Raw genomic sequence first — 12,065 nt, 5'->3', positions numbered from 1 at the left:
GTCTACGGGACGGCCCGCACGCCGCCAAAGTCAGTTCCGTTGTCCGGCCCGCAGGGCCTGTCCCATGGTCGCCACCATGGCGTCGACGGCGAACTTCGGCTTGACGTTGGTGGCCAGCGCCTCGCGGCAGGCCAGCACCGCCTCGACGCAGCGCAACAGCTGGTCGGCAGGCACGTGGGCGGCCATCGCCGCCGCCTTGTCGCTCATGTCCGGATGGTTGGCCGCCGCCACGCCCGAGGCCCCGGACGAGATCACCAGTGCATCGCGGAAGTACGTGGCCAGGTCGATCAGCGCCCGGTCCAGGGCATCGCGCGACGCCCGGGTCTGCCGCGACTTCTGCCGCTTCTCCAGGTCCTTCAGCGCACCCGCGGCGCCCCGCAGCGCGCCCGTCGCACCCTTTCCGGTGCCACCGGCACCCAGAGCCGTCCTGAGCTCCTCGGTCTCGGTCTCGTTGCGGCCGGCCGTCAGTGCCACCGCCTCGGCCTCAGCCGAGGCGACGAGCTCCTCGACCGCGGCGTATGCCCGCGCCGGCGTCGCCGCGTCCCGGGCCAGGCCCAGAGCGCGTTCCCGGCGCGACCGGGCCTGCTCATCGGTGGCGAGTCGGCGGGCCCGGCCGACGTGGCCGCCACTGACCGACGCTGCCCAGCGCGCGTCGGCCTCGGGCAGTCCGTCGTTGTCCATCAGCACCTGGGCGATGGCGTCGACCCGCGGCGTCGTCAACGCGATGTGCCGGCACCGCGACCGCAGCGTCACCGCGATGTCCTCGGGGTCCACCGAAGGTGCGCACAGCAGGAACACCGTCGACGGCGGCGGTTCCTCGACGACCTTGAGCAGTGCGTTGGCCGCGCCCTCGGTGAGCCGGTCGGCATCTTCGACCACGACGATCTGCCAGCGCCCGGTACCCGGCCGCCGCGATGCGGTCTGCACGATGGCGCGCATCTCGTCGACACCGATGGACAGCCCCTCCGGAATCACGCGGCGCACATCGGCGTGGGTGCCCGCCATCGTCGTCGTGCACGCCCGGCAGGCCCCGCAGCCCGGACCGCCGTCTGCGGCCTCCGCGGTGCACTGCAGCGCCGCAGCAAAGCACACAGCGGCGATGGACCGGCCCGAACCGGGCGGCCCCGTGATCAACCAGGCATGCGTCATGCTGCCGGTTGTGAGGCCGCTGTGAGCCGAATCACCCCGGGCCGCTCGCGCTGCGGCCACCAACTCGGCTTCCACGGCATCCTGGCCGACCAAACGCGAGAAAACTCCGCTCATCGGGCCCCACAGTAACCGTCGCCGGCGACACGAACCTGCGCGCAGCGGCAATATCCGTCGCCCCGGCCGGATACGGTTAGCGGGTGGCCACCGATGTGAAGGACATCGGGCGAATCAGGGGGTTCGTCCGGTGGGTGGCGCGCACGCCGTGGCCGGTGTTCACGCTGAGCCTGCTGCAGGCCGACATCATCGGCGCGCTGTTCGTTCTGGGCTTCCTGCGGTTCGGTCTCCCGGCCGAAGACCGCATCCAGCTACAGGACCTGCCTGCGGTGAACCTGGCGGTGTTCCTCACCGTCCTGTTCGTCTCGTTCGTGGTGGCCGCGTGGCTGAGTCTGCGGCTGTTGATCCCGGTGATCCGCTGGCAAAGGCGGGACACCCTGCACGGCGACGCCACCGACGCGGCCTTCACCGAACTGGCCCGGACCCGGGCCCTCAAGATGCCGTACTACCGGACCCTGATCAGCGTCGGGAACTGGTTCCTGGGTTCAGTGGTGTTCATCATCGCGAGCTGGCCGGTGGCCAGCCGCTCGGCACCCTTCGTCGCGGTCGCCAGCGCGCTCGGCGCCACCGCCACCGCGATCATCGGTTACCTGCAGTCCGAGCGGGTGCTGCGGCCCGTCGCGGTCGCCGCGCTGCGCGACGGTGTGCCCGAGAACTTCAAGGCGCCCGGCGTCATCCAGCGCCAGGTGCTGACCTGGGTGCTGTCCACCGGTGTGCCGCTGCTGGCGATCATCGTGGCTCGGCTCGCCGGCCAGTACACGCCCTTCATCGCGCAGAACGAGCAGCTCAATACCCCGATCCTGCTGCTGGCGATCACCGCCCTGGCCGTCGGCCTGGCCGGGAACGTGCTGGTCGCCATGTCGATCGCCGACCCGCTGCGCCAGCTGCGGTGGGCCCTGGGTGAGGTGCAGCGCGGTAACTACAACGCGCACATGCAGATTTACGACGCCAGCGAGCTGGGCCTGTTGCAGGCCGGGTTCAACGACATGGTGCGCGACCTGTCCGAGCGGCAACGGCTGCGCGACCTGTTCGGCCGCTACGTCGGCGAGGACGTCGCCCGCCGCGCGCTGGAGCGCGGCACCGAGCTGGGCGGCCAGGAACGTGATGTCGCGGTGCTGTTCATCGACCTGATCGGGTCGACACAGCTGGCGTCCACCCGGCCCGCGGCCGAGGTCGTGTCGATCCTCAACGAGTTCTTCCGGATCATCGTGGACACCGTGAACCGGCACGGCGGGTTCGTGAACAAGTTCCAGGGTGACGCGGCGCTGGCCATCTTCGGCGCCCCCATCGAGCACCCGGATGCCTCGGGCGCGGCGCTGGCCGCTTCCCGCGAGCTGCACGACGAACTGGTGACAGTGCTGGGCACCACGGAATTCGGCATCGGCGTGTCCGCGGGCCGGGCCATCGCCGGCCACATCGGCGCACTGGCCCGCTTCGAGTACACCGTGATCGGCGACCCCGTGAACGAGGCCGCCCGCCTGACCGAGCTCGCGAAGCTCGAAGAGGGCCACGTGCTGGCCTCTGCGATCGCCGTCAGCGGCGCGCTGGACGCCGAGGCACTGTGCTGGGACGTCGGTGAGACCGTCGAGCTGCGCGGCCGGTCCGCGCCCACCCAGCTGGCGCGGCCGCTGTCGCTGGCCTCGCCGAGACCGACTCCGGAAACCGAAGCCGCCAGCTAGGCCTTAGGCCTTAGGCCTTAGGCCTTCTTCGCGGCGGCTTTCTTCGCCGGCGCCTTCTTGGCAGCGGTCTTCTTCGCCGCCGTCTTCTTCGCCGGGGTCTTCTTGGCGGCCTTCTTCACCGGGCCACGAGCACGCCGGTCGGACAGCAGCTCCGAGGCCCGCTCGTCGGTGATCGACATGACGTCGTCGCCCTTGCGCAGGCTGGCGTTGGTCTCACCGTCGGTGACGTACGGACCGAAACGACCGTCCTTGATCACCATCGGCTTGTTCGACACCGGGTCGGTACCCAGCTCGCGCAGCGGCGGCGTCGCCGCACCTTGGCGCCCACGACGTTTCGGCTCTGCGTAGATCTTCAGCGCCTCTTCGAGCGTGACGGTGAACATCTGCTCTTCGGTGGCCAGCGAACGAGAGTCGGTGCCGCGCTTGAGGTACGGGCCGTAGCGGCCGTTCTGCGCGGTGATCTCCTCTTTGTTCTCCGGGTCGACGCCGACGACGCGCGGCAACGACAGCAGCTTCAGCGCGTCGTCGAGCGTCACCGCCTCCAAATCCATTGAGCGCAAAAGAGATCCGGTGCGCGGCTTGGGGCCGACGGGCTTCTTGGTCTTCTTCGCGCCGGCGCCGGCGTCCGGCTCCTCCGGCGGCGCGGGCAGCACCTCGGTGACGTACGGCCCGTAACGGCCGTCCTTGGCGACGATCTCGTGCCCGCTCTCCGGGTCGACACCCAGCACCCGGCCCTCTTGCGGTGTGGCGAAAAGCTTTTCGGCCAGCTCGAGGGTGAGCTCGTCGGGCGTCAGGTCGTCGTTGAGGTTGGCGCGCTGCGGTTTCAGCTCACCGGGGTTCTCCTCATCGGCGATCATCCGCTCCAGGTACGGCCCGTTGCGGCCGACCCGGACGTTGATGGCGCGGCCTTCGGCATCGTCAAACAGCTTGATGGAGTTGACTTCTCGCGCGTCGATGCCTTCGAGGTTGTTGCCGACCAGCTTCTTCAGGCCACCCTCGCGGGCCACCGAACCCTCGACGCCGTGCTCGCCGCCGAAGTAGAAGTTCGACAGCCAGTTGGTGCGCTGTTCAGTCCCGGCGGCGATGCCGTCGAGCTCGTCCTCCATCGCGGCGGTGAAGTCGTAGTCGACCAAACGGCCGAAGTGCTGTTCCAGCAACCCGATGACGGCGAACGCCACCCAGGCCGGCACCAGGGCGCTGCCCTTCTTGTAGATGTAGCCGCGGTCCTGGATGGTCTTGATGATCGACGAGTACGTCGACGGACGACCGATGCCCAGATCTTCCAGCGCCTTGATCAGCGAGGCCTCGGTGTACCGGGCCGGCGGGTTGGTGGTGTGCCCGTCCGCGGTGAGGTCGGCGGCATCCACCCGCTGGCCCTGCGTCAGGTTCGGCAGGCGGCTCTCGGCGTCGTCGGCCTCGCCGCCGGCCTGTTCGTCGAGGCTCTCGACGTAGGCCTTCAGGAAGCCGGCGAAGGTGATGGTGCGGCCGGAGGCGCTGAAGACGACCTGCTCGCCCGTACGGGCAGTGCCGGAGATGCGCAACGACAGCGTCGTGCCGCGGGCATCGGCCATCTGGGAGGCGACGGTGCGCTGCCAGATCAGCTCGTAGAGCCGGAACTCGTCGGTGTCCAGGGCGCCGTGCAGCTGGCCAGGCGTCTGGAAGACGTCACCGGCGGGGCGGATGGCCTCGTGTGCCTCTTGCGCGTTCTTGACCTTGCGCGTGTACTGCCGCGGCGTCGGGTGGACGTACTCCTGGCCGTAGAGCTGCCCGGCCTGCGTACGCGCGGCGTTGATCGCCGACTCCGACAGCGTCGTGGAGTCGGTACGCATGTAGGTGATGTAGCCGTTCTCGTACAGCCGCTGCGCGATGCTCATGGTGCGCTCGGAGGAGAACCGCAGCTTGCGGCCGGCTTCCTGCTGCAGCGTCGAGGTCATGAACGGCGCGTACGGCTTGCGCGTGTACGGCTTCTGCTCCACCGAGCTGACGGTCAGCGACTCGCCGCGCAGACCGGCGGCCAGGGCGCCCGCGCCGGCCTCGTCGAGCACCAGCACCTCGTCGGGCTTCTTGACCGCACCGAGGGAGTCGAAATCGCGACCGCTGGCGACCCGTCGGCCGTCGACGGAATTGAGCTTGGCGGTGAACTTGGGCGGTGACGCGGTCGCGTCGGACACGCTGGCGTCCAGCTCGGCGGTGACGTCCCAGTAGCCGGCGCTGCGGAACGCCATGCGTTCGCGCTCGCGCTGCACGATGATCCGGGTCGCGACGGACTGCACGCGGCCGGCCGACAGCTTCGGCGCGACCTTCTTCCACAGCACGGGGCTGACCTCGTAGCCGTAGAGACGGTCGAGGATGCGGCGGGTCTCCTGCGCGTCGACCAGGGCAATGTCCAGGTCGCGCGGGTTCTCGGCGGCCGCAAGGATCGCGGGCTCGGTGATCTCGTGGAACACCATGCGCCGGACCGGCACCTTGGGTTTCAGCGTCTCCAGCAGGTGCCACGCGATGGCTTCACCCTCGCGGTCACCGTCCGTCGCGAGGTAGAGCTCGTCGACACCCTTGAGCAGGTCCTTGAGCTCGGTGACCGTGGCCTTCTTGTCCGGGCTCACGATGTACAGCGGCTCGAAGTTGTCGTCGACGTTCACGCCTAGGCGGGCCCAGGCCTCACCTTTATATTTGGCCGGCACGTCCGCGGCGTTCCGCGGGAGGTCACGTATATGTCCGCGCGACGATTCAACGACATAGTTGGCGCCGAGGTAACCGGCAATTTTGCGCGCCTTGGTAGGCGACTCGACTATGACGAGTCGCCGGACCCGGCTGCCGCTACCGGCACCATCGAGGTCAGCCACCGTATCTATCCGCTCCACTTCTTGGTCTGCGTTACGACACCGAATGAATGCCTAACGGTCATCCGGTCCCAAGGCAAGTCACAATTTGACACTCCGCGCGAGCCTACGCAAACCGGTTGCGGCCAAAATATACGGTGTGCACCCACTAAGTCCGGGGCCATTGGAGAAACGCCTCGGTGAACCCGGGTGGCTCCCCCACGTTCTCTACCAGGCGTAACAGCCTCCGCCGGCCGCTGATCCGCAGGGCCGGATGATGGCCTCGGGTCCCGATCAAGGTTGGCGCGATACCGACTCGCATAAGTGCCGACGCCAACGCCGAATGAGTATCCGGTGCGTGGGGATCCAAACCCAACAAGTAGCCGTTCGGTTCCGCCATGCCCGCGGCCAGCACCCAGGCGCGCAGCTCCCGGGGGCCCGGCAACCACCCTTCGGGGACGGTTTTGACGGCTCCGCGAGTCCAGTCCTCCGCCATGGGCGCCAGCCTGGCGTCGGCTTCGGTGCGCACCAACGGGGTCTTCTCGTCGGTGTGGGTGATCTCCGGCTTCAAGCCCGTTTCGGCGATCATCTCGGCCAGCGCCTCGGCCCGCCACAACGCGTCGACGACCACGGACAAGCGGATCTTTCGGCCGTCCGCCGCATCGCCGGCCTGGACCAGCTGTCCCGGCGCAGCGAGCAACCCGGTCAGGTCGGCCACCTCGGGCGGCACCGACTCGGCCGAGAAGAAGGACAGCTGGCTCACCCTGCCGACAGTAGGCCAGCCCACAAAGAAAGGTGTGGAGGCAAAGCCGCGCGACGATCAGGCGGCGCGGCACGAGCCGCGTCGAGGAGCGCGGCGATCAGGCCACGCTACGCGAAACGCCCCCACTTCGTCACAGACGATGCGGGGGCGTTTGTCAGTCTCTTGGCCTCAGATGGGGCGGACGTTGAGAGCCTGCGGGCCCTTGGCGCCCTGCTCGACCTCGAAGTCGACCTTCTGATTCTCTTCCAGGGTGCGGAACCCGTTGGACTGAATCTGCTTGTAGTGGACGAAGACGTCGCCGCCGCCGCCTTCCTGCTCAATGAAGCCGTAACCCTTCTCCGGGTTGAACCACTTCACAGTCCCCTGTGGCATTTGTCGTTCATTTCCTTCTGTTACTGCGGGTGCGATCCACCGAGTCTTCCGATGTACCGGGAGCGCAACGACGTTCGCGGGTGTTGACACACGAATACAGCAGCTGCGACCGAGTTCAGTCAACCATGTCGGGCGCTGTCGCAACAGTCGCACGACGATGTGTGGTTAACAATTCATCTTGGCCCGCTTCAACGGGCGGCAGCCATGGCCGAGAAGGGATCACAGTGACACACGCGGAGTCCGATGACGCTGCAGCGCAGCCGAACTTCGGGCGTGAACTGTTGTCCTCCGCACTCGACGGCACCCCGGCCGACGAGCAGCCGCTGCGGCACGTCGCCGACCTGGCCCCACGACAGGCTCGCCGAATGCCCTGGCCCACTTGGGTCGGCGACGACGTGGTGCGCGCTTTCACCGATCGCGGTGTGGCGCAGCCGTGGTCGCATCAGGTATCCGCGGCCGAGTTGGCGCACGCCGGCCGGCACGTGGTGATCGCGACAGGCACCGCATCCGGCAAATCCCTGGCCTACCAACTGCCGATCCTGCACGCGATGCAAACCGATGTGCACGCCCGCGCCCTGTACCTGTCCCCGACCAAGGCACTGGGCCACGACCAGCTCCGTGCCGCCCAGTCGCTGTGCGCCTCGATTCCCGGCCTCGGCAATGTCGCCCCGTCCGCCTACGACGGTGACAGCTCAACAGAGGCAAGGCAATTCGCCCGGGAACGGTCCCGCTGGATCTTCTCCAATCCCGACATGGTGCATCTGTCCCTGCTGCGCAACCATTCCCGCTGGGCCGTGTTCCTGCGTCAACTGAAGTTCGTGGTGATCGACGAATGCCATTACTACCGGGGCATTTTCGGCTCGAACGTGGCGATGGTGCTGCGCCGGCTGCTGCGCCTGTGCGATCGCTACGGGTCGGCACCCACGGTGGTGTTCGCCAGCGCCACCACCGCCGCCCCGGCGCAGACGGCGTCCGAGTTGCTCGGCCAGACAGTCACCGCGATCACCGAGGACGGGTCGCCGCACGGCGGCCGCACGGTGGCGCTGTGGGAGCCCGCGCTGCTCACCGATCTGGTCGGCGAGAACGGCGCCCCGGTCCGGCGGTCCGCCGGTACCGAGGCCTCACGGGTGATGGCCGACCTGATCGCCGAAGGCGCCCGCACCCTGACCTTCGTCCGGTCGCGCATCGGCGCCGAGCTGACGGCGCTCGGCGCGCGGGCCCGGCTCGAGAACATCGCTCCTGACCTGGCCCCGCTGGTGGCGTCCTACCGTGCCGGGTACCTGGCCGAGGACCGTCGGGCCCTGGAACATGCCCTGACGGAAGGGGAATTGCGCGGCCTGGCCACCACGAACGCACTGGAGCTCGGTGTCGACATCGCCGGACTGGACGCGGTGGTGCTGGCGGGGTTCCCCGGCACGGTGGCCTCGTTCTGGCAGCAGGCCGGCCGGGCCGGGCGGCGCGGCCAGAGCGCCCTGATCGTGCTGATCGCCCGCGACGACCCGCTCGACACCTACCTGGTGCACCATCCCGCCGCGCTGCTGGACAAGCCCATCGAGCGGATCGTCATCGATCCCGGCAACCCGTTCGTGCTGTCGCCGCAATTGCTTTGTGCGGCAACCGAACTCCCGTTGACGCCGGCCGAGGTGCGGATGTGGGACGCCGAGGCGGTCGCCGAAGCACTGGTCGACGATGGCCTGCTGCGCAAACGCCCCGCCGGCTACTTCCCGGCGCCCGGGGTGGATCCGCACCCCGCCGTGGACATCCGGGGTTCATCCGGCGGGCAGATCGCCATCCTGGAGTCCGGTACCGGACGCATGCTGGGCAGCACCGGCGCCGGGCAGGCGCCGGCCTCGGTGCACCCGGGCGCCGTCCACCTGCACCAGGGCGAGACCTTCCTGGTGGACGCCCTCGATTTCGAGGCCGGCGTCGCCTTCGTGCACGCCGAGGATCCCGGCTACACCACATCGGCCCGGGAGGTCACGGACATCAGCGTGAGAGGAACCGGTGAGATTCACCGGTTCGGGCCGGTGGCCATCGGCCTGGTCCCGGTGTCGGTGTCCAACACCGTGGTGGGGTTCCTACGCCGCGCCATGGACGGCACCGTGCTCGATTTCGTCGACCTCGACATGCCGACCCGCACCCTGGACACCATGGCGGTCATGTGCACGATGACCCCGGAAGTGTTGCTCGACAACGGGATTGACCCACTACGGGTGCCCGGTTCGCTGCACGCCGCCGAGCACGCCGCGATCGGCCTGCTGCCGCTGGTGGCCAGTTGCGACCGGGGTGACATCGGCGGTGTGTCCACCGCATCCGGACCCGCACCCGGCGATTTATCCGGTCTGCCAACGATTTTCGTGTACGACGGCTATCCGGGCGGCGCCGGGTTCGCCGACCGCGGGTTCCGGCAGCTGTCCACCTGGTGGTCCGCCACGGCCGCGGCGATCGAAGCATGTGAGTGCCGTCACGGTTGCCCCTCCTGTGTGCAATCGCCCAAGTGCGGCAATGCGAACGATCCGCTGGACAAAGCCGGTGCTGTCCAGGTACTTCGTCTGGTTGTCCGCACTTTGGCGGCCCACGGAAAGTAGGCCGCCGCCCGACATCGGGCAGAGCAAAGCGCGCCGAAACGGATAAACTACGGCCATGACGGACGACTGGCTCCTCGTCGAGACCCTCGGCGCTGAACCTGCCGTCGTCGCGCAGGGGCAGCAAACCGTAGACATGGTGCCCATCAGCGCTTTTCTGCGGCGCAACTCCAGTCTGATGGCAATCCAGTCGGCGATCGGGGAAACCGTGCGCGCCGGCCTGCCGCTGACGAGCATCACCCCCAAGAGCGACCGGGTGATCCGGACCGAAGTGGTGCAGATGACCGACGGCCGCATCCATGGCGTCCACGTGTGGGTCGGCACGCCCGACGCCGATCCACCGGACCGGATCATCCCGGGCCCGCTGAAGTGGGACCTGACCAACGGCATCGCGACCGACACCATGGAGTCGCTGGCCAACAGCGGCCTCAACCCGGCCGCCGAGGCCACCCACGGCCGTGCCTTCGCCGACGACCTGCAGACCCGCAAGCTCAAGCCGAACGAGGCTCGGGTCATCTCGGCCGTGATCAAGCCCGAGCCCGGCCAAACCTTCACCAGCACTTGGGAGATGACCGACTTCCGGGGGCGGCCGATCTCGGTCGGGTTCGCCGCGCGGGTACTGAACGAGCCCGACGAAGACGGAGAGGACCAGCTCATCTGCCGGGCCATGAACTGGCGGGCAGTCCGAGACAATTCGTCTGCCACGCCGCTCGACCGGGCACGCCAGATCATGAACGGCCCCGCGGTGCCCGGGGTCTACCGCGCCATGGTCGATCTGAACAGCTGGAAGTTGATCAAGTGGATCGACGAAACCTGTCCGCTGTTCGACTGGAGCGCCGACAACAAGCCCGAATTGGTGGTACACCCGAACGAGCTGCCCGAAATGGCCGTCATGACAATCGAGTTCGCGAGCGGGCCGACGTCACGGGTACTGCGACTGCGTGCGCACGACGGCGGCTGGGTGCCGATTCACGTCACCGCGCACCGACTCGAAGTCGCCGACGACACCTTCGCCGGGCTGCTGTCGCTGCGATTGCCCACCTACGGCGAACTGATGGCCGCCGAAGACCGGCTGGCCGACGACGAGGTTCCCGAGTCCTGACGGTGTCGAAACCTGTTCGGCGCCTGCCTAGTTCGATTCGTCGATGGGCATCAATCGCCGCGCTCCCGGCCCTTCGGCGGCGAGCTCGTCCCCAGGGTTGATGACCAGGCAGTGGTTCAGCGAGATACACCCGCACCCGATGCACTGGTCCATCTCCGACTGAAGCCGCTCCAGCTCGAGCTGCCGCTCGCGCAGTTGCGCACGCCATCTCTTGTTGAGCCTGGTCCAGTCCCGCAGTGACGGCATCCTGTCATCAGGCAGCGTCCGGAAGTGCTCGGCGACCTCACTGAGGGGAATGCCGAGACGCTTGGCCACCTGGATGACGGCGATCCGACGCTCCAGGTGCCGTGGATAGAGTCGCGTCCCGCCGGAGGTGCGCTCGGGATGGATCAGCCCTTTTCGCTCGTAGAAATGCAGCGCCGACGCGGGGACCCCCGTCCGCTTCACGATCTCCCCGATGGTGAGCAGATCGGTCGGACCCATACGCTTGATCTCAACCATAGTTGAGATTCTACGGTGGTGACATGCGAAGTGACACAGCAGATCGGGCCGCGGTCAAACCCGGGTGGGGTGATGTGTTCTTCTGCGGCCTTCTGATCGTTGTGGCCACCGGACTGTCCTCAGCCTGGCCCGGCGCGGGCCCGTCCGTGCGCCTCGCCCAGGTGCCACCGGCCGAACCGCACCGGCACCTCCACGTCGACCACCACGTCCAGCCGCTGCACCGAGCAGTGATCAACCCGGCTGTCCATTACTTCGGCGACGGCGGCGGCCCGACGACAGGATTGGCCGGGTCCGGCCGCCAATGCGCCTGCGGCGGCCAGCGCGGCCAGATCGGCCGCTGACTGCGCGCGGTGCCGGCCGATCACCGCGGTGCCGACAGCGGCCGCCCCGATCAGGATCCCGACGAGCACCACGATCAGCGCGACCGCGAACACCGTCGCCGCGCCCCGGTCGTCAGGCGCCAGGTTCGGGCGCCGCCACGGCCTCCGCCCCCACCGTGACGCCAGGGAGCAGCGGGGCGGGCGCCCGGACCCGGGCCACGACCCGCCCGCCGTCGCGCCGCACCTCGACCGAGGCGCCGTCGGGTCCGGTACGCCGGGCCGTATCGACGGCGGCGCGGTCGTCGCCACGGGCCGCGAGCCGGGCCGCTTCCCTGGCCGCGTCGATACAGCGCACCTGCATCGAGACCGCCGCCAGCCCGCCGATACCGAGGACCGCGACCGCGATGAGGGCGGCAATCGCGAACGCCGCCTCCACCGTGACGCCGCCGCGGTCATCCCTTGGTGGTGAGAGCACGGGAGATGATGCCCGTCAGGGCGCTGACGATCGAGTCCCCGGTGACCACTGTGTACAGGATGGCGCCGAAAGCCGCGGCAGCGACGGTGCCGATGGCGTACTCGACGGTGGACATGCCGCTCTCATCGGTGAGCAGCAGGGTCGCCCGGGCTTCCCAGTTGCGAAAGCTGTTGATTTTCATGGTTT

At 68.5% G+C, this 12,065-nt stretch carries 11 protein-coding genes; 3 read left to right on the top strand and 8 right to left on the bottom strand.

Annotated elements, in window-relative coordinates:
- Positions 1–30: 30 nt before the first annotated feature.
- Positions 31–1,263: a DNA polymerase III subunit delta' gene (locus A7G45_RS09320; protein WP_260936167.1), complete on the bottom strand. Its 1,233-nt coding sequence runs from the start codon at positions 1,261–1,263 to the stop codon at positions 31–33.
- 83 nt (positions 1,264–1,346) lie between these two features.
- Here A7G45_RS09320 and A7G45_RS09315 point away from each other — a divergent pair, with 83 nt between their 5' ends.
- Entirely contained in the window at positions 1,347–2,942 is a 1,596-nt protein-coding gene (locus tag A7G45_RS09315; protein ID WP_043397311.1) for an adenylate/guanylate cyclase domain-containing protein, read from the top strand.
- Between the two features lie 17 nt (positions 2,943–2,959).
- Here the strand turns inward: A7G45_RS09315 and topA are convergent, their stop codons facing one another.
- The 3 genes from topA to A7G45_RS09300 all read right to left on the bottom strand — a co-directional run bounded on the left by topA (position 2,960) and on the right by A7G45_RS09300 (position 6,896).
- Complete coding sequence (gene topA / locus A7G45_RS09310; RefSeq protein WP_260936165.1) at positions 2,960–5,785, bottom strand: type I DNA topoisomerase; 2,826 nt, start codon at positions 5,783–5,785, stop codon at positions 2,960–2,962.
- 145 nt (positions 5,786–5,930) lie between these two features.
- Positions 5,931–6,524: a hypothetical protein gene (locus A7G45_RS09305; RefSeq protein WP_260936162.1), complete on the bottom strand. Its 594-nt coding sequence runs from the start codon at positions 6,522–6,524 to the stop codon at positions 5,931–5,933.
- Positions 6,525–6,692: 168 nt separating this feature from the next.
- Positions 6,693–6,896, bottom strand: coding sequence for a cold-shock protein (locus tag A7G45_RS09300; RefSeq protein ID WP_043397302.1), 204 nt, complete (start codon positions 6,894–6,896; stop codon positions 6,693–6,695).
- Positions 6,897–7,120: 224 nt separating this feature from the next.
- On the opposite strand from A7G45_RS09300, the gene A7G45_RS09295 reads away from it, so the two are divergent.
- Together A7G45_RS09295 and A7G45_RS09290 are read left to right on the top strand one after the other, a co-directional pair.
- The gene (locus tag A7G45_RS09295) at positions 7,121–9,484 is read left to right on the top strand and encodes a DNA 3'-5' helicase SftH (RefSeq protein WP_260936159.1); all 2,364 of its coding nucleotides are present in this window, start codon (positions 7,121–7,123) and stop codon (positions 9,482–9,484) included.
- A 55-nt stretch (positions 9,485–9,539) separates the two neighbouring features.
- The gene (locus A7G45_RS09290; RefSeq protein WP_071287414.1) at positions 9,540–10,583 is read left to right on the top strand and encodes a PAS domain-containing protein; all 1,044 of its coding nucleotides are present in this window, start codon (positions 9,540–9,542) and stop codon (positions 10,581–10,583) included.
- A gap of 27 nt (positions 10,584–10,610) precedes the next feature.
- On the opposite strand, the gene soxR is transcribed toward A7G45_RS09290, so the two are convergent.
- The 4 genes from soxR to A7G45_RS09270 form a co-directional block, all read right to left on the bottom strand.
- Positions 10,611–11,084, bottom strand: a complete 474-nt coding sequence (gene soxR, locus A7G45_RS09285; protein WP_081936734.1) for a redox-sensitive transcriptional activator SoxR — start codon at positions 11,082–11,084, stop codon at positions 10,611–10,613.
- A 119-nt stretch (positions 11,085–11,203) separates the two neighbouring features.
- Positions 11,204–11,548 carry an Rv3654c family TadE-like protein gene (locus tag A7G45_RS09280; RefSeq protein WP_082068071.1) on the bottom strand — a complete coding sequence of 115 codons (345 nt, stop codon included), beginning with the start codon at positions 11,546–11,548 and terminating at the stop codon, positions 11,204–11,206.
- Positions 11,538–11,879 (bottom strand): TadE family type IV pilus minor pilin, encoded by a 342-nt coding sequence (locus A7G45_RS09275; protein ID WP_043397295.1) that lies wholly within the window; start codon positions 11,877–11,879, stop codon positions 11,538–11,540. The genes A7G45_RS09280 and A7G45_RS09275 overlap by 11 nt, the downstream gene beginning before the upstream one ends.
- On the bottom strand, positions 11,857–12,060 hold the full coding sequence (locus A7G45_RS09270; RefSeq protein WP_043397293.1) for a DUF4244 domain-containing protein: 204 nt from the start codon (positions 12,058–12,060) through the stop codon (positions 11,857–11,859). The genes A7G45_RS09275 and A7G45_RS09270 overlap by 23 nt, the downstream gene beginning before the upstream one ends.
- Between the last annotated feature and the right edge of the window lie 5 nt (positions 12,061–12,065).

This window comes from Mycolicibacterium llatzerense, from assembly GCF_025331195.1.
Taxonomy (GTDB): domain Bacteria; phylum Actinomycetota; class Actinomycetes; order Mycobacteriales; family Mycobacteriaceae; genus Mycobacterium; species Mycobacterium llatzerense.
This window is presented reverse-complemented; position numbering and strand designations above follow the sequence as displayed.